Origin of the sequence: [Lactobacillus] timonensis (assembly GCF_900240275.1) — a bacterium.
Classification (GTDB): domain Bacteria; phylum Bacillota; class Bacilli; order Lactobacillales; family Lactobacillaceae; genus Limosilactobacillus; species Limosilactobacillus timonensis.
Map to the genome: position 1 here is coordinate 1,480,412 of NZ_LT964761.1, position 18,559 is coordinate 1,498,970.

Here is an 18,559-nt window from a genome sequence, read left to right on the forward strand (position 1 = left end):
ACACTTTGGAGGCCGGGAGTTTTCCCCGCCAGCGTTGATGCTGACGTTATCGACGTTATCAATGAGTAAAACCAAGGTGGTACCGTGCCAAAAGCACCCTTGCAGCTGCAGGGGTGCTTTTTTAATGCGGAACGCAACCAAACGAACAATTGAAAGGAGCATTTTTGATGAAACGAACAAACTATGCTGGCAACACTAATGAGGAGATGGTCGGTTCGACCGTCGTCTTAAAGGGTTGGGTTGCTAAGCAACGAAACCTCGGTGGACTGGTCTTTATTGACTTACGTGACCGGGAAGGCATTGTCCAGTTAGTCTTTAACGAAAGCGAGAATAAAGAGGCATTTGAAACTGCTGACCAGTGCCGGAGTGAATATGTCATTGAAGTTTCGGGGAAAGTTCGTCTCCGGAAGGACCCTAACCCGGAGATGAAGACCGGGAAAGTCGAAGTAGTGGTTGACACGATCAACATTCTTGCCAAGTCACAAACGCCACCGTTTGCGATTGTTGACGGGGTTGACGCTAGTGAAGACTTACGGATGAAGTACCGTTATCTTGACCTGCGTCGGCCAGAAATGATGCGCTACTTAAAGATTCGCAGCAAGGTTACGTCAGTGGTTCACCACTACTATGACCAACAGGGATTCATGGACGTGGAGACGCCTGATCTGACCCGTTCCACACCGGAAGGGGCGCGGGATTACATTGTGCCGTCGCGGGTTTATCCGGGACACTTTTACGCTCTGCCACAGTCGCCACAGCTCTTTAAGCAACTGTTAATGGCTGCCGGGGTTGACAAGTACTACCAGCTGGCTCGTTGCTTCCGTGATGAAGACCTCCGGGGTGACCGTCAACCTGAATTTACCCAGATTGATACGGAAATGTCTTTTGCCTCCGCTAAAGATATTCAAGACGTTACCGAGGGCTTGATCAAGAAGATCATGAAGGATGTCCTGGATGTCGACGTCAAAACACCGTTCCCACGGATGGAATGGCAAGAGGCAATGGACCGTTATGGTTCCGACAAACCGGATACTCGCTTTGGAATGCTGATTACTGATGTTTCTGATATCGTCAAGGATTCGCCATTTAAGGTCTTCTCTGGGACGGTGAAAGATGGCAAGTTAGTTCGCGCGATTTGTGTTCCTGGTGGAGCTGATCACTATTCCCGGAAACAAATCAGCAAGTTTGAAGACTACATCAAACGCTTCCACGCTAAGGGACTGGCCTGGGTGAAGGTCACAGAAGACGGTTACTCTGGACCGATTGCCAAGTTTATCGGCGATGAAGCGACAGCTCTCAACGAACGGTTAGGGGCCAAGGTTGGCGATTTACTGCTGTTCGTCGCTGACAGCTTCCACGTCGTTTGTGACTCCCTAGGCTGGTTGCGGGAAACCATCGCCAATGAAATGGGAATGATTGATAGTAGCAAGTGGAACTACTTGTGGGTTGTTAACTGGCCAATGTTTGAATATGACGAAGGCCGTGGTCGTTGGATCGCTGCCCACCACCCATTCACCATGCTCAATGAAGAAGACTTGCACTACCTGGAAGACGGTGAGGACCCTCACAAAGCCCACGCCCAGAGTTACGATATCATCTTAAACGGGAACGAAATTGGTGGTGGTTCCATTCGTATCCACCGTCCAGATGTCCAGGAGAAGGTGCTCAAGGCGCTTGGCTTCACCAAGGAACGTGCGGAACAGAACTTTGGCTTCCTGATTCATGCACTGCAAATGGGGATGCCGCCAGAAGGTGGGTTGGCCTTCGGGCTTGATCGGTACGTGATGCTGCTGGCCCACGCTGATAATATCCGTGATGTAATCCCGTTCCCGAAGAACTCCAAGGCGGTTGAGCCACTGACTGCTGCGCCAGGTACGGTTACTGATGAGCAGTTAGCAGAACTGCACCTGACAGTTGATGACGATAAGTCTGACAAGTAAGTGCTGCTTGAAGGGTCTACTTATTTAGTGGAGGAAGACAACTGAAATGGAAGAAATTCAGCGAATTGTCGAACGACACCGTTATATTGGCCGCTTTGGGACTGCGATTGTCTATGCTGTCCTGGTTGCCACGGCAGTTAACCTTTTTTGGACTCCTGGTCGCATTTACTCTTCAGGAATCACTGGGCTTGCCCAGTTAATTTCGACGTTGACCATGCACGCCCCGGTTCATCTGGGGACCGGGATCATGTTGTTTGTTATTAATTCGCCGCTTTTTATCATTGCCTGGTTTAAGATTAGTCACCGCTTTACTATTTTTACGGTGATGGCGGTTGGCTTTTCTAGTATTATGATTCACGTTTTTCATCCGGTAGCGATTACCAACGACCCGCTGATCTGCTCAATTTTTGGGGCGGTCCTTAATGGGTGCGGAACTGGTCTTTGCCTGCGGTATGGAATCTCAACAGGTGGTCTCGATATTATTGGGATTTTAATGCAGCGGAAGACCAGCATGAAGATCGGGACGATTAACGTTATCTTTAATATCTTTATTGTCATGGCGGCTGGATTCGTTTTTGGCTGGCCTAACGCTTTAGATACGACGATCGGGTTGGTGATCAATGCTAAGATGATTGACCTGATTTATACACGACAACAGTTACGTCAGGTAATGATTGTGACTAATAAACCCGATGAGGTCGCGAATGAGATTCAACGCAACCTGCGACGGGGGATTACCGTTATTCGCAATGCAGAAGGGGCTTACCGTCATCGTCACGAAGATGTTCTTTTTACAGTCGTTACTGTCTACGAACTCTATTCGGTTCGCGAGTCAATTTTTCGTGCAGACCCCCATGCCTTTGTCTCAATGACTGAAGCAACAGCAGTTGTCGGTAACTTTTATGAGCCAAAGCGGTAAAAAAAGGAAAAAAACCTTTTCGGTAGTTGACGCTTGAAAAATCAGTAGTTATAATTATTCTCGTAGTGGTAAGGCCGGGTACTTTTCCTGGCCACGGCAATACGCATTTTAAGCTCGGAGGGAGGGAATCACTGATGTCAAAAACTGTCGTTCGGAAGAATGAATCCTTAGACGACGCTCTTCGACGCTTTAAACGCTCGGTTTCACGCAACGGGACGCTCCGCGAATACCGCAAACGTGAATTTTACGAAAAGCCAAGTGTCAAACGCAAGTTGAAATCAGAGGCGGCTCGCAAGCGCAAGAATAAGCGTCGCCGTCGTTACTAAGCTTTAGTCGGATAGCTCCTGGACGAATGTTTCGCATTCGACAGGAGCTTTTTTAAAGGAGGAAATATCGTGAGTTTACTTGAGACGTTAAAGTCGGATATGATTAAGGCAATGAAAGCCCGGGACAAAGACACGTTGAGTGTTGTCCGGATGTTGAAGGCTGCTGTCCAAAATGAACAGATCGAATTAGGCCATGACCTGACTCCTGACGAAGAAATCAGCGTTTTGAACCGTGAATACAAGCAACGCAAGGAGTCACTGGCAGAGTTTAAGAAAGCTGGTCGTGACGACTTAATCGAAAAAACGACGGCTGAAATGAAGGTTGTTGAGAAGTACTTGCCAAAGCAGTTATCAGCTGACGAGGTCAAGGCGAGGGTGACAGAAGTTATCAAACAACAGAATGCCAGCGGCATGAAGGACTTTGGTAAAGTCATGGGCGCTGCGATGAAGGCCTTGAAGGGGCAAGCTGACGGTCAGCTGGTTAACAAGACTGTCAAGTCGTTACTCCAGTAAGAAATAATACAGGTAAAGGGGATTACTTTTTGACTGAAAAACAATCAGGAAAGTTTGAACAAGCTTACCAGATCGCCGATCAGCAGGTCGAAGTGGGGTTGCTAGGTACCCAGGATAAGTACGTCGAACTACTTGAATCGGGGATGTCAGTAACTATCAACCCGTTTGGCGACCAATTGAAGATCAGCGGGGACAAAGATGATGTCTTGCTAACGACGGACGTCATTGATCAGTTAGTGAAACTGATTAAAGCGGGTATTATGCTAAGCAGTACTGATATTGTCAGCGCGATGAAGATGGCCCACCGTGGAACCCTCGAGTACTTTGGCGACCTGTACAGTGAAACCATTATTAAGGATCGTCGCGGCCGGGCAATCCGGGTGAAAAATTTTGGTCAGCGCCAGTATATTCAAGCAATCAAGGAAAATGATATTACTTTTGGGATCGGACCGGCAGGGACCGGGAAAACCTATTTGGCGGTGGCGATGGCCGTGGCTGCCTTGAAACGGGGACAAGTCGAACGGATTATTCTTACCCGGCCAGCTGTTGAAGCAGGAGAGAGTCTTGGCTTTTTGCCGGGTGACCTTAAAGAGAAAGTTGATCCCTATTTACGGCCAATTTATGATGCATTGAATGAGATTATGGGAGCCGACCACGTTGAACGTCTCGTTGAGCGGGGGACGATTGAAATTGCTCCACTGGCTTATATGCGGGGAAGGACCCTTGACGCAGCCTTTGTTATCCTTGATGAGGCGCAAAATACGACCAACCCGCAGATGAAAATGTTTCTGACGCGGTTAGGATTTGGTTCGAAGATGGTGGTGAACGGTGATATTTCACAGATTGACTTGCCGCACCATAATGCTAGTGGCTTGGTCAGTGCTGAGCAGATTTTAAAGGGGATTAAGTCAGTTGACTTTGTCCACTTTAGTGCCGATGACGTTGTTCGTCACCCGGTTGTAGCTCGCATTATTACTGCTTACGAAAACCAAGAAAGCAAGCGGGGGAAGAAATAATGGAATTAACACTGTTAGACCACACGGATGGACAGTTAACTGATGACCAACGTCAATTGGCGACCAAGCTGCTGAATTACGCAGCTGATTATCTTCACGTGGACGCGAGTGCCGAAATGTCATTGACCTTCGTTTTAAACGATGAAATTCGCCAACTAAATAAGGAGTACCGCGGAGTTGACCGTGCGACAGATGTTATTAGCTTTGCTGCCGAAGAAAACGGTGACGAAAGTGCTTTTGAAATCCCCGCAGAATTACGGGCTGAATTACCGGAAAATCTGGGTGACCTCTTCATCTGTCTTGATAAAGTTCCCGAACAGGCCCGTTTTCTTGGGCACTCGGCGGAGCGTGAACTTGGTTTCCTAGTCGTCCATGGTTTCCTCCACTTAAACGGTTATGACCACGAAGAACCCGCTGATGAAAAAAAGATGTTTGCCTTGCAACGAGAGATTTTAGATTCTTATGGCCTCACCAGATAAGCACCAGATTAGCCGTAACCGCCACTTTACACAAGCACTCCGTCATGCAGTGGATGGCATTGTCCACGTGGCCAGACGCGAACAAAATTTCCGCTTTCACATTTTTGCCGCTGTTTTAGTGGTCGTTTGTGGTTTACTCATTCATATCTCGCTTGAAGGCTGGTGTTGGTTAATGGTGGCAGTTTTTGCGGTGCTAATTGCGGAAATGGCAAATACTGGTGTCGAAGAGCTGGTTGACCTCCTTGTTGGTCACCACTATTCGCCAGTTGCCAAGCACATCAAGGATATCGCGGCCGGAGTCGTTTTGCTGACGTCATGGTTGGCGGCCATTGTCGGTTTGCTGGTTTTTATCCCAGCATTGTTAGATCTTTTCGGGAGGTAAGTCATGACAGAAGAAAAACAACCAGTCTTTCACTCTGGTTTTGTCGCAATGATTGGTCGGCCTAATGTCGGCAAATCTACTTTGCTTAACCAGGTCGTTGGCCAAAAGGTGGCCATTATGAGCAATGTTGCCCAGACCACCCGGAACAAAATTCAGGGTGTTTACACAACCAAAGACGCTCAGTTAGTCTTTGTTGATACACCCGGGGTGACCAAACCACGGACTAAGCTTGGTGATTTTATGGAACGGTCGACGTACTCCGCACTAAGCGAAGTAGATGCTGTTCTCTACGTTGTTAGTGCGGTAGATAAACGGGGAATGGGCGACCAATTTATTGTGGACCATGTTCTCGACCACGTGGATAAGCCGGTCTACCTGGTGGTTAATAAGATTGACCAGGTTCACCCGAATGATTTGCCGGCAATTGTTGACGAGTACAAGGGTGGACGCCAATACGCCGGTGTAATTCCAGTGTCAGCATTAAATGGTAATAACGTCGACCAGTTATTATCAACACTGGTAGCGGCAATGCCAGCAGGGCCGCAATATTATCCTGCAGACCAGGTTAGCGATCACCCGGAACGCTTTGTGATTGCTGAAATCATTCGCGAAAAGGTCTTTCACTTAACCCGTGATGAGGTGCCGCATTCAGTCGCTGTCGACGTTACATCCGTCAAGGACCAGGGTGATAATCACGTTCAGATTAGTGCCAATATTGTGGTAGAACGTCCGGGACAAAAGGGCATCATCATTGGGAAAAAGGGTGCGATGCTAAAGAAGATTGGTATCCTGGCTCGCAAGGACATTGAGGCGTTGCTTGGTAGCCACGTCTACCTGCAGTTGTGGGTTAAGGTAGTGCCAAAGTGGCGGGATAAGAGCTCGCTACTGAAGGAGTACGGGTACCGCAATAAGGATTATTAATCGCAACGGGGGTGTCTGCCATGGCAAATCAGGTCAGCCGCTTTACGGGGCTGGTAATGTCGCGGCGGGATTTTCGCGAACGCGACCTCCTGGTAAAGTTCCTAACAGAGTCTCGGGGGCCGCTCATGTTTCTCGTTCGTGGAGCCAAACGGCCAAGGGCTAAGTTAGCGGCGGCTGTCTTGCCGTTTAGCCATGGCTCATACCTGGGGGTATTCCATGGACAAAGACTCAGTTTGCTAACTGCTGCTAACCAGGTTCAGCAGTACCAACACATTACTACTGATTTAGCGGCGAATGCTTATGCCACCTATTTATTTGAGCTGGTTGATACGGCATTTGACGATGGTCAACCGTTAGGGCGTTGGTTTACGCAAGTTAGTAGTGCGCTTTCCTTGATGGATCAAGGAATGGATCCGCAGATCGTCGTTAACGTACTTGAGCTTCAGCTGCTCGGTCAGTTTGGCGTCCAGCCCACCTGGGACCGCTGTGTTATTTGTGGGCGGAGTGACCTGCCGCTGAACTACTCGGAAGAAAGTGGCGGGATGCTCTGTGCTAACCACTTTGACCGCGATCCCTACAGGATTAGGCTAGACCGGCGCACTACTGGCTATCTCCAATTACTTTCGACAGTTGATTTGACGAAGGTTAAGTCGGTTGACGTTTCTGACTATATCAAACAGCGTTTACAGAAACTGATTGACACCATTTATAACAACCAGGTGGGACTTCATTTGAAGAGTAAGAATTTCATTCGGCAGATGAATAGTTGGGATTCCCAACTAAAATTAACTGGCCGTAAGGATTGACAATTATTCTTTTTTTTTCTATGATGATGACGTTCATTAAGAAAATAACTGCAGCAATGACGAGGAATTAACCGGTGTGCTGACTTCAGCGAGAGTGGGATAGTGAAAGTCACTTGTCAGGTCCGGGTGGGCACCTTACAGCTGCGTTAATTAAGCTGTTCCGTCTTGACGGAAAAGCAGGGTGGAACCGCGAATATCATTCGTCCCTGTAATCACTGGCGAAGTCTAGTGATTACGGGGATTTTTTTGAAAGGGAGAGTTAATATGGCACAAAAATTGAGTGTCCAAGACATCATTTTTACGCTTGAACAATATTGGGCAAAACAAGGCTGCATGCTGATGCAGGCCTACGATACTGAAAAGGGAGCCGGCACAATGAGCCCGTATACTTTCTTGCGGGCAATAGGTCCAGAACCGTGGAATGCCGCTTACGTTGAGCCTTCTCGGCGTCCGGCAGACGGTCGTTACGGTGAAAACCCTAACCGGCTTTACCAACACCACCAGTTCCAAGTAATTATGAAACCCTCCCCGGATAAAATCCAGGATCTCTACCTGGGCAGTCTCAAGGAACTAGGGATCGACCCGCTGGAACATGACATCCGTTTTGTCGAAGATAACTGGGAAAACCCATCCATGGGTTGTGCCGGTGTTGGTTGGGAAATTTGGCTGGACGGGATGGAAATCACCCAGTTCACTTACTTCCAAGTAGTCGGCGAACTGCCAATGAACCCGGTGGCGTCAGAAGTAACTTACGGTTTGGAACGGCTGGCTGAATACATTCAAAACGTTGACTCCGTTTATGACCTGGAATGGGCTGATGGTGTTCTTTATGGTGATATCTTTAAGGAACCCGAGTATGAACACTCCAAGTATGCCTTCGAGGAAAGCGACCAGGAAATGCTGCTTTCGGCCTTTAACGACTACGAACGTGAAGCAAAACGGCTCATTAAATTGGGATTAGTTCACCCGGCCTATGATTACGTCCTCAAGTGCAGCCATACCTTTAACCTCTTGGACGCTCGCGGGGCGGTCTCGGTTACTGAACGTGCCGGCTACTTGCACCGGATTCGAATTATGGCTAAGTCGGTAGCAAAGGCGTTTGTCGAAGAGCGACGCAAGCGTGGTTTCCCACTGATTCATGATGAACAACTCCGGCAAAAGACCTTAGCGGAGTACACGAAAAAAGCTGAAAAGGCTAAGCAACGCGCAGCAAAGAAAGTGAAGAAAGCACGCAAAGCACAAAAGGGGGAGAAGTAACATGGCTAACACATATTTACTAGAAGTCGGCGTTGAAGAGATGCCAGCGCACGTGGTTACGCCAAGCATCCAGCAACTCCATCAACGGGTAGCTGACTACCTAAAAGATCAACGGATTGGCTTTGACAACATTAAGGAGTACGCAACACCCCGGCGTTTATCGTTGCTTATTAGCGGACTTGATGCTAAACAACCAGACATTGATGAATCCGTTAAGGGTCCAGCAAAGAAAATCGCCCAGGATGCCGATGGTAATTGGACTAAGGCAGCGATCGGCTTTAGTCGCGGGCAGGGAGCTTCCGTTGACGATATTGAGTTCAAAGACGTCAAAGGGACTGCCTACGTCTTCGTTGAAAAGCACATTGAAGGTAAGCCATTAGCTGAAGTATTGAAGGGCCTCCCGGATGTCATCACTTCAATGAACTTCCCAACACAGATGAAGTGGGGTTACCATAACCTGCAATTTATTCGTCCAATCCGCTGGCTGGTATCGTTACTCAACGACCAGGTAGTACCGTTTAAGATCTTAGACGTTGAAGCGGGACGGACAACACGCGGCCACCGCTTCCTGGGTCATGATGTTGACTTAAAAGAAGCAGATGATTATGAAGAGGATCTCCACCAACAATTTGTCATTGCTGACCAGGACAAGCGCAAGCAAGTAATTAATCAACAAATTGACCAGATTGTTGAAGAACATGACTGGGTCATCGATAAGGATCCGAACCTGATGGAAGAGGTTAACAATCTGGTTGAGTGGCCAACAGCTTTTGCCGGTTCGTTTGAACAGAAGTACCTTGTTTTGCCAGATGAAGTCCTGATTACCTCGATGAAGGATAATCAACGTTTCTTCTACCTTCGTGATCACCAGGGCAAGCTACTTCCGTACTTTATTGCGGTCCGTAACGGTAACCGCGACTACCTGGACAACGTGATCAAGGGGAACGAACGGGTCCTGGTTCCGCGCCTTGAAGACGCTAAGTTCTTCTTTGAAGAAGACCAAAAAATTTCGATCGCCGATTACGTTGAACGGCTAAAGCGGGTTAGCTTCCATGATAAGATTGGTTCGATGGCTGAAAAACTAGCACGGGTAACTGTTTTGGCTCAGTTATTTGGTAAAAAGGTCGGCCTAGACGATCAGCAACTGAATGACCTCAAGCGCGCCAGCCAGATTTATAAGTTTGACCTGACGACCCAGATGGTCGGAGAATTTGCTGAATTACAGGGGATCATGGGTGAAATTTATGCCCAGCTGCAGGGTGAACGCCCTACAGTTGCGAAGGCGATTGCGGAAGAATACATGCCAACCAGCGCCGAAGGGAAACTGCCACAATCACCGGTTGGGACAGTGCTGGCAATTGCCGATAAGTTAGACTCGATTATGAGTTTCTTTGCCGTTGGAATGATACCGAGCGGCTCCAATGACCCTTACGCTCTGCGGCGTCAGGCCTTTGGAATTGTGCGGATTATCGCTGATCGTCAGTGGCACCTGCCGCTGATGGGGATGGCGGCAGAGTATAGTCAGGCGTTAGAAGCTGCTGGAATTGACAACCAATTGGATTTTAGCCGTCATGCTAAAGAAGTTCGCTCATTCTTCTTGGACCGGCTCAAGCAGCTTTTCCATGAAGAGCACCTTCGTCACGATATCGTTGATGCCGTGTGTGATACTAAGCAAAACGACATTGCAGATGTAATTGAAGCTGCTGCTGCCATTGACCAACGTAAGGATAACGATCAATTTAAGGAAGCAGTTGAAGCGCTCACCCGGGTTGTCCGCCTGGCAAGGAAGGGGGACCTACCTGCTGACCAGTGGCAGGTAGACCCGCAACTATTTGAAAACCCGTCTGAAAAGTCATTATGGGATAAAACGACAGAACTCCAGCAGGAATTCAGCGGGCAAACGCTGGATGAACACTTTGCTGAGTTATTGGCACTCCATGATTTGATTAGCGATTACTTCGAAGAAAACATGATCATGGCTAAGGATGAAGCGGTTAAGCATAACCGTTTATCGCAATTAAGTATTATTGCTGCGATGACTAACGAGTTCGGGAATCTTGACGAATTAATTGTCAAGTAGTAAAATAATTAAACGTTGAGTTAATTATAATTGCGTTAACTATCTGCAATTAGTGATATTGGACAAAGGTCGCGTTCGAAACAAGAAGGCGACCTTTGTTTGCTGTTGAAAGGGAGGGAGCAAATTGGCCAAAATTTCGCGAGAACTGATCGACCAGGTCCGTCATTCTGTCGACATTGTTGATGTCATTGGCCAGTACGTTCAGCTTCGTCCTGCTGGGAAGTCCCTGATGGGCTTATGTCCCTTTCATGATGAACGAACACCGTCTTTTTCCGTTGATGAAAAAAAGCAGTTATTTTATTGTTTTAGCTGTCATCGTGGTGGAAACGTCTTTCACTTCCTTGAAGACCTCAAAAATGAGGGCTTTCTCGACGCTCTTCGCGAAGTGGCGGCAATGGCTAACATTGAGCTGCCGGCGGCCGATAAGACGGTTAGCCGTCAGCAGGTTACTGATCCACAAGCGCAGAGAAAGCAACAGCTAATTGAAGTTCACCAACTGGCAATGAACCTGTATCACCATATTTTGATGAATACTCCAGCGGGAGAACCTGCGCGTAAATACCTTGCCCGTCGTGGGATGAGTCGGGAACTAATCGAACAGTTTCATATTGGTTTTGCGCCGCAAAAGCATGTCCTTAAGGCTTTTTTGACTGATAAGAAAGTGGATCCTCAGCTGATGCAGCAGTCAGGTCTCTTTATCAATGGCCAGAATGGATTGAGCGACCGGTTCTCATCGCGGGTAATGTTCCCGCTACTTGATTCACGTGGTAAACCAGTTGCCTTTGCGGGGCGACTATTGACCAAAAACGCGAACTTGCCGAAATACCTTAACAGTCCTGAAACCCTGCTTTTCCAAAAAAGTACGACTCTGTTTAACCTTGATCAGGCCAAGTCGGTGGCACGAAAAAGCGGGAAGCTGTACCTCTTTGAAGGATTTATGGACGTCATTTCTGCCTTTGGAGCGAACGTTCATAATGGTGTTGCTTCGTTGGGAACCAGCTTGACTGGTGAGCAAGTCGAAATTATTAGCCGGGTCACCAATCAGGTTAATATTTGTTATGACGGTGACCGTCCTGGTCAGCAGGCAATTGAACGAGCACTGAAGCTCTTTGAAGACGAGAGTCAGCGTGAATTACAGCTACGGGTGGTTCAGCTGCCTGCTGGCATTGATCCTGATGAGTATGTCCAGCAATATGGTGGGGAGCAATTTCGTGAGTACCTGCAGAAGAACGAGGAAACACCAGCTGAATTCCGTCTACGTTATCTTCGCCAAGGAGTTGACTTAAGCAACCAAAACGACCGGCTCAACTACTTGAATACGGCTTTAACAGTCATTGCTGAAGTAAATGAACCACTGGCGCGTGATATGTATGTTGGGCAGCTGGCATCTGAGTTTAACCTTGACCGTGCGGCGCTTAACCAACAGTTAGGCGAGCTGCTTGCCAGCAAACCTCAACGACTTAAACGACTTAATAGACGTCCTTACCAGCGAAAACAGCGGGATGGTCGTCGTCTGACAACGGGCGCAAGTCAGCAGGTATATCAGCCGAGTGCGCCGGTGGGAGTTAAGCTCACCCGGTTGGAAGTAGCGGAGCAATTGCTGCTGCATACGATGCTTCACGATCCAGAAGCGTGGGCAACCGTGGTTCGTTACCCAAACTTTCGCTTTGTCACGACCGCCTTTCAGGAAATCTACCAGGTTGCTGCAAAAATCAAGGCGGCCGAACCAGATAAAGAACTGACGGTCGACCGGGTAATGGGACGGTTATCGGATCAACGATTAGCTTCCCAGTTATCGGAGATTGAGTCACGACGGGGCGGACAGGTGCTGAATGACCAGGGAATTACTGACTGTCTGAAGGTAGTTACCCAGCAGCAACCAATTGAAGAGCGGATTAGGCAAAAAAAAGCAGAATTGGCAGAAGCTAGTGCTGTGCACAATGATGACTTAGAGAGTAAACTGGTTAATGAACTCATTGACCTCTTTTCTCAGCGAGAAAAACTCAAAACGGAGGAGATTGGCTAGATATGGCAAAGAAAAAAGAAATCGTAATTTCCAACATGGAGGACTTTGACCAGAAGAAGTATGAAGCCGCCGTCGGTAAGCTGATTCGCAAGTTTAAGAAGCAAAAGCAAATCAAGTATGATGATCTGACCAAGGCTCTGGCTGAACCTTTTGAGTTAAATGCCGACGGGATGGACAACTTAATCCAAAACGTCGAAGATGCTGGAATTAGCGTTGTGGACGACAACGGCGATCCTGACCCACGGGCGTTGAAAGCAACCGAAAAGCTTTCACAAAAGGCTATGAAGGATACCAAGGCACCAACAAATGTGAAGATTAACGACCCGGTACGGATGTATCTCAAGGAAATCGGGCGGGTTCCTTTGCTAACGGCTGATCAGGAAGTTGAATTAGCGCTACGGATTGAGCAGGGGGATGAAGAAGCAAAGCAGGAACTAGCTGAAGCTAACTTGCGGCTGGTTGTTTCTATTGCAAAGCGTTACGTTGGTCGTGGCATGCAGTTCTTGGACCTGATTCAGGAAGGGAACATGGGACTGATGAAGGCGGTAGAAAAGTTTGACTACCGCAAGGGATTTAAGTTCTCCACTTATGCTACCTGGTGGATTCGTCAGGCTATTACCCGTGCGATTGCTGACCAAGCCCGGACAATTCGTATTCCGGTTCACATGGTTGAAACCATTAACAAGCTGATCCGAATTCAACGGCAACTTCTGCAAGATCTCGGCCGGGAACCACTTCCGGAAGAAATTGGCGCGGAAATGGATATGCCAACGAGCAAGGTCCGTGATATTTTGAAAATTGCTCAGGAACCTGTTTCTCTGGAAACACCGATTGGTGAAGAAGATGACAGTCACTTGGGAGACTTTATTGAGGACCATGATGCCACTAGTCCAGCAGACCATGCTGCTAACGAAATGATGAAAAAACAGCTGGAAAACGTGCTGGACACGCTAACGGACCGTGAAGAAAACGTTCTGCGTCTCCGGTTCGGTCTTGATGACGGACGGACCCGGACTCTGGAAGAAGTTGGGAAGGTCTTCGGGGTTACCCGGGAACGGATTCGGCAGATCGAGGCCAAGGCACTCCGGAAGCTTCGCCACCCATCACGTTCGAAGCAACTGAAGGATTTCTTGGAATAAAACTAATAATCAAAATCTAAAAGGCCGTCGAGATAATTGTTCTCGACGGTCTTTTGCATTTGTTTTCTAATGAATCGCGAGGAGGCGTAGATAAGAGCAGTTTTTACTGATGACGTTGAGACACCACAGTTTTAACAAATTGATCGTAATAATCCTGCTCATTAGTCTGATCAATTTTAAAATCAGTAGCGGTCAGTTGATCAGACTGCAGCATACTGTCACCGACTGTTAGTTTTGCAGTCACCGTCGCGTTACCAATAAGTTCAACCCAGTATCGTTGACGGTCGTGGTGCACAATTGTTTTAACCATCCCGCCCGGATTAAAAACATTGATTGGAGTATCAAAGTGGCCATCCTCAGGGTGGGTAAGGACAAAGGCGAGGGAGGTGGCTGACATTCCCGTCCCACAGGCATTAGTAAAGCCCACTCCCCGTTCAAATGTTTGCACAAATAGCTGATTTTCGCCATCAATGTGCGCAAAGTTGACGTTGACCCCGTCTGGGAAGTAAGGATTATCACCGTTCAGGAATTGCCCGAGTTGACCTAATGTTGGTCCGTCCAGAATATCTTGCGAAACAAAAGAAATCAGGTGAGGGTTAGGAATTGAGAGTGCCGTAAACTTTAACTGTGGTGCTAATTCCGGGACCGCTGTTTCCAGTAGCCGCTGGTGGCCAAGGTTGGCGTAAGGCAATGACTCGGGAGTGAAGCTCACTGGTGAAATTTCCACGGCAAATGCTGGTATTCCAGGTGCTAATTCTGGTTGGCGGCGAACGTGCAGGTCAACATCGCGCGTTTGAACTACAAAGTCATCTTTGCCGTACTTTTCGCTGAGGTAACGGCTGACGGTGCGGAGGCCGTTACCGCACATTGAGGCCCTGCTACCGTCAGCATTGACGACCTGCATTCGGCCACGCACTCCAGTATGGGTTCCGTGGTCAACAACCAGCAGACCATCGGCACCGCCAAGGATATGATTATTTTCGTCGCATAATTGAATAGCTAGCTTGGTCAGCTGGTCATCAGTGAGGGGGCTTGCTAGTTCGTCCTGGTCCAGGATGAAGAACTGATTCATTGAACCGTGAACCTTTAATAATTCAGCCATTAGTCGTCCTCCTTGTCAAAAAATTCGCGATAGATACTTTGTACTGCCTGATCCGCATCTGCCCGCCGGGTACCGATCATGATTGAGATCTGTGATGCTCCCTGGTTAACCATCGTCAGTGAAAGACCATCGTTTGCAACAGCGTTGGCAATCCTTTCCATTGTCCCGACACGGTGAACCATCCCTTCACCAACAACCATAATGATGGCATAGTCGTCAATCCACTCCAGCCTGTCGGGATCAATTTCGTATTGAATTTCATTACAGAACTGGTCAATAACAGCATCGGTCAGCTTGTCACGATCAAAAATAATCGTAATATCGTCAATTCCCGAAGGCATGTGTTCATAAGAAACGCCATACTTAGCAAGAATCTGCAGGATAGAGAAGGTGAACCCCGACTGCTTGTTCATTAGGTACTTATGCAGGTAGAGGGCTGAAAAATGTTTAGCACTGGCGACACCGGTCACCACGTGGGTAGCGGCAAAACCATTTTCCGGGACAATCATTGTCCCTGGTGCCGTTGGGTTATTCGTATTCTTAACGTTGACTGGAATTTGCCCTTCAATTGCCGGAATTAAGGCTTCGTCGTGGAAAACCGAAAAGCCAGCGTAAGATAGTTCCCGCATTTCTCGGTACGTCATCCGGTGAATTGCCCGCGGATGGTCAACAACATGCGGGTTAGTAGAATAGATGGCGTCAACATCGGTAAAGTTTTCATAGATTCGCGCACCGAGGCCCTTTGCGAGCATTGCGCCAGTGATATCGGAACCGCCCCGTGAGAAAGTGGCAATGTGGCCGGTAGGGGTAAAGCCAAAGAAACCTGGGAAAATCAAACGTTCATCGTCACTGACGTTGAGGTGGGAAAGATTCTTATAAGTAATGGGTGAGATAGTTGCATTATTTGGGGTACCACTAACGACAATCCCAGCCGTAGACGGGTCGACGTACCGGGCCGGTAGTCCGAGGTGGTTTAAAATCTTGGCCATTAACTGGGCATTGAGTCGTTCACCGTGGGCCTTAAAGGCTGCCATCAAATAGTTACTATCCGGATAATTACCATGTGGCAGGTTGATCAGCGCTTCCTTGATAGGTGCGAGACCGCTAGCTGGTAAGTTAAAGAAAGCGCCGATCTGCTGATAACGGTGAAAAATGGCAGCAACTGTCTGGTCGACAGGTTTGTCGGCAATCACCTCGTTTGCGTATTGAATCAGCAAGTCAGTGACTTTGCGGTCAGCGGAATTACGCTTCCCGGGAGCTGAGGTGACCACAACCCACCGTTCGGGGTCGGCCTTAATGATGTTGATTGCTTTTGCAAAAGCCTCCCCATCAGCTAGTGAACTGCCGCCAAACTTTACGACCTTCATAAAACATCCTCCTTTATTAAGCGGCTCCCAGACGGGACCCGTATATTTAAGTTACTAAGGATTTTATCATTTTTTGAATTGATCGCAAGCCTAAAATGAGAAAATAAACGGGTTAAAACCGCTGAACGTCTAACTAAAATGAGAAAATCATTAAAAATCTCTTGACGTGATCGTGATAAATATTTACACTGATTAGCAATTAATGAAGAAAGAAGGGTTGTTGGAAATGAATGCACAGCTGCAACCATCGCAGGTTAACGCTGCTGGGCACATGACAATTGGCGGGGTCGACACCCTGAAATTGGCAGCTCAGTACCAGACACCGTTGATGGTTTACGACGTTAATCAGATTACTGAACAGGTGGCCAGGTTTAAAAAAGTCTTTGAAGAAAATAACGTTGACTACGTTGTCAGTTACGCTAGCAAAGCACTGGCAATCAAAGCAATCTACCAACTGCTCAAACCAGCCGGCGACCACGTTCATGCTGACGTCGTTTCGGCGGGAGAAATGGAAACCGCGTTTCAAGCGGGTTTTCCGGCTGCGCGTTTAACCTTTCACGGCAACAATAAATCAAAGCAAGAATTAGTGATGGCGGTTGACCATCACGTTGGGATGATTGTCCTGGATAACTTTTATGAGATCGATCTTCTGTCAAAAATTCTGCAAGATCATGACGCCACTGCCCGCGTTATGTTGCGGATTACTCCGGGAATCAGCGCCCATACTCACCAGTACACGGCGACCGGACAAGTAGACAGTAAGTTCGGCTTTGACCTTGAATCGGGGCAGGCTGACCGGGCACTTCAAAAAGTTCTCAAGACCCCCCGCATGGACCTGTGCGGTATTCACGCCCACATTGGTTCACAGATTTTTGAACTGAAGGGTTTTGAAATGGCTGCTGAGAAACTGATGGATGTGATAGATCACTGGCAGCAGGACTTCGGTTATCAGGAGCAGATTATTAATGTCGGCGGAGGATTTGGGATCCGTTACGTCAGTGGTGATCATCCCCTCAGGCCGGAAGAGTTTGTTGACGCCATTGTCAAAACAGTTAAAAGAGAGGCTGTTCGACGGCACTTGCCACTCCCGGCAATCTGGATTGAACCGGGTCGTTCCATCGTTGGGCCAGCTGGCTACACCCTCTACACGGTGGGTTCGCGCAAAGACATTCCAGGTTTAAAGCCCTACGTGAGTGTTGATGGGGGAATGGGTGATAACATTCGTCCCGCACTTTACCAGGCCAAGTATGAAACAGTCTTTGCTGAAGATCCGGCGCGAAAAGCAGACGAACACGTGCGACTAGCTGGTAAGTACTGCGAATCTGGCGACATCCTTGCTGATGATGTGCCGCTACCAAAAACAAAGCCAGGCGATGTCCTAGTGATGCTCGATACTGGAGCCTACGGTTACACAATGGCTTCTAATTATAATCGGAATCCACGACCAGCGATTGTCTTTGTTAAGGATGGTCGGTCGCAATTAGTCGTTAAGCGTGAAACACTGGACGACTTGGTTCACCTTGATCAGTCATATACGTTGTAAGAATCAAAAGAAAGGAAATGGTGAATAATAATGACGCAAATGGACGCTCAATCAATCATTAATTACATCGCAAACGCCAAGAAGGCGACACCGGTTAAGGCCTATGTGAAGGGTAATTTGTCTGGGTTAAAGTACCCTGACGGAATCGAAGCCTTCGTTGAGGAGCACAGCGGGGTATTGTTTGGTGACTGGGCCGTGTTGAAACCATTTCTCGATGAACACCAGCAGCAATTGACGGGAGTACGGCTGGAAAATGACCGCCGCAACTCTGCCGTGCCGTTATTGGACATGAAGGAAGTTAATGCCCGGATCGAGCCGGGAGTAACTATCCGTGACCAAGTTGAAATCGGTAATAACGCGGTAATTATGATGGGCGCGACGATTAACATTGGTGCCGTGATCGGTGACGATTCGATGATTGATATGGGAGTCGTCATGGGCGGCCGTGCAATTGTCGGTAAGCACTGTCACATTGGTGCCGGCGCCGTATTGGCGGGGGTTATTGAGCCAGCGTCTGCTCAGCCAGTCCGGATCGATGATAACGTGTTGGTCGGCGCCAACGCCGTCGTCATTGAAGGCGTACACGTCGGTGAAGGAGCTGTTGTAGCAGCCGGCGCGGTTGTAACTAAGGACGTAGCACCACATACTGTTGTTGCTGGGGTGCCGGCGCGGTTTATCAAAAACGTTGATGAGAAGACGACGGGAAAGACCGCACTAGAAGACTCCTTAAGAAAGTTGTGATG

The 18,559-nt window shown here is 48.2% G+C and carries 17 protein-coding genes; 15 read left to right on the forward strand and 2 right to left on the reverse strand.

The features are described from left to right. Positions 1–167: 167 nt before the first annotated feature. From aspS to rpoD, 13 genes are all read left to right on the forward strand, one after another. Positions 168–1,940 carry an aspartate--tRNA ligase gene (aspS, locus tag C1710_RS07155; RefSeq protein ID WP_102281402.1) on the forward strand — a complete coding sequence of 591 codons (1,773 nt, stop codon included), beginning with the start codon at positions 168–170 and terminating at the stop codon, positions 1,938–1,940. Between the two features lie 46 nt (positions 1,941–1,986). After that, positions 1,987–2,859, forward strand: a complete 873-nt coding sequence (locus tag C1710_RS07160; RefSeq protein ID WP_102281404.1) for a YitT family protein — start codon at positions 1,987–1,989, stop codon at positions 2,857–2,859. A gap of 134 nt (positions 2,860–2,993) precedes the next feature. Beyond that, positions 2,994–3,185, forward strand: a complete 192-nt coding sequence (gene rpsU, locus C1710_RS07165) for a 30S ribosomal protein S21 (protein WP_102281405.1) — start codon at positions 2,994–2,996, stop codon at positions 3,183–3,185. A 69-nt stretch (positions 3,186–3,254) separates the two neighbouring features. Continuing rightward, on the forward strand, positions 3,255–3,698 hold the full coding sequence (locus C1710_RS07170; protein WP_102281407.1) for a GatB/YqeY domain-containing protein: 444 nt from the start codon (positions 3,255–3,257) through the stop codon (positions 3,696–3,698). Between the two features lie 29 nt (positions 3,699–3,727). Continuing rightward, the gene (locus tag C1710_RS07175) at positions 3,728–4,714 is read left to right on the forward strand and encodes a PhoH family protein (protein WP_102281408.1); all 987 of its coding nucleotides are present in this window, start codon (positions 3,728–3,730) and stop codon (positions 4,712–4,714) included. Further along, on the forward strand, positions 4,714–5,193 hold the full coding sequence (gene ybeY / locus C1710_RS07180) for an rRNA maturation RNase YbeY (RefSeq protein WP_102281409.1): 480 nt from the start codon (positions 4,714–4,716) through the stop codon (positions 5,191–5,193). The genes C1710_RS07175 and ybeY overlap by 1 nt, the downstream gene beginning before the upstream one ends. Beyond that, positions 5,177–5,575, forward strand: a complete 399-nt coding sequence (locus C1710_RS07185) for a diacylglycerol kinase family protein (RefSeq protein ID WP_102281411.1) — start codon at positions 5,177–5,179, stop codon at positions 5,573–5,575. The genes ybeY and C1710_RS07185 overlap by 17 nt, the downstream gene beginning before the upstream one ends. Before the next feature lie 3 nt (positions 5,576–5,578). After that, positions 5,579–6,496, forward strand: coding sequence for a GTPase Era (gene era, locus C1710_RS07190; protein WP_102281412.1), 918 nt, complete (start codon positions 5,579–5,581; stop codon positions 6,494–6,496). A 20-nt stretch (positions 6,497–6,516) separates the two neighbouring features. Beyond that, a complete protein-coding gene (recO, locus tag C1710_RS07195) occupies positions 6,517–7,302 on the forward strand; it encodes a DNA repair protein RecO (protein ID WP_102281413.1) in 786 nt (261 codons plus the stop codon). A 264-nt stretch (positions 7,303–7,566) separates the two neighbouring features. Further along, positions 7,567–8,559 (forward strand): glycine--tRNA ligase subunit alpha, encoded by a 993-nt coding sequence (glyQ, locus tag C1710_RS07200; RefSeq protein WP_102281415.1) that lies wholly within the window; start codon positions 7,567–7,569, stop codon positions 8,557–8,559. A gap of 1 nt (position 8,560) precedes the next feature. Further along, complete coding sequence (gene glyS / locus C1710_RS07205; protein ID WP_102281416.1) at positions 8,561–10,639, forward strand: glycine--tRNA ligase subunit beta; 2,079 nt, start codon at positions 8,561–8,563, stop codon at positions 10,637–10,639. Positions 10,640–10,763: 124 nt separating this feature from the next. Continuing rightward, positions 10,764–12,665, forward strand: a complete 1,902-nt coding sequence (dnaG, locus tag C1710_RS07210) for a DNA primase (RefSeq protein WP_102281418.1) — start codon at positions 10,764–10,766, stop codon at positions 12,663–12,665. Between the two features lie 2 nt (positions 12,666–12,667). Beyond that, positions 12,668–13,804, forward strand: a complete 1,137-nt coding sequence (gene rpoD / locus C1710_RS07215) for an RNA polymerase sigma factor RpoD (RefSeq protein ID WP_408065701.1) — start codon at positions 12,668–12,670, stop codon at positions 13,802–13,804. Between the two features lie 103 nt (positions 13,805–13,907). Here the strand turns inward: rpoD and dapF are convergent, their stop codons facing one another. Together dapF and C1710_RS07225 are read right to left on the reverse strand one after the other, a co-directional pair. Then, the gene (gene dapF / locus C1710_RS07220) at positions 13,908–14,906 is read right to left on the reverse strand and encodes a diaminopimelate epimerase (protein WP_102281419.1); all 999 of its coding nucleotides are present in this window, start codon (positions 14,904–14,906) and stop codon (positions 13,908–13,910) included. Then, positions 14,906–16,273 (reverse strand): aspartate kinase, encoded by a 1,368-nt coding sequence (locus tag C1710_RS07225; protein WP_102281421.1) that lies wholly within the window; start codon positions 16,271–16,273, stop codon positions 14,906–14,908. The genes dapF and C1710_RS07225 overlap by 1 nt, the downstream gene beginning before the upstream one ends. 226 nt (positions 16,274–16,499) lie before the next feature. Here C1710_RS07225 and lysA point away from each other — a divergent pair, with 226 nt between their 5' ends. Next, positions 16,500–17,816 carry a diaminopimelate decarboxylase gene (gene lysA / locus C1710_RS07230; protein WP_102281422.1) on the forward strand — a complete coding sequence of 439 codons (1,317 nt, stop codon included), beginning with the start codon at positions 16,500–16,502 and terminating at the stop codon, positions 17,814–17,816. 30 nt (positions 17,817–17,846) lie between these two features. Next, entirely contained in the window at positions 17,847–18,557 is a 711-nt protein-coding gene (gene dapD, locus C1710_RS07235; RefSeq protein ID WP_102281424.1) for a 2,3,4,5-tetrahydropyridine-2,6-dicarboxylate N-acetyltransferase, read from the forward strand. Positions 18,558–18,559 lie beyond the last annotated feature (2 nt).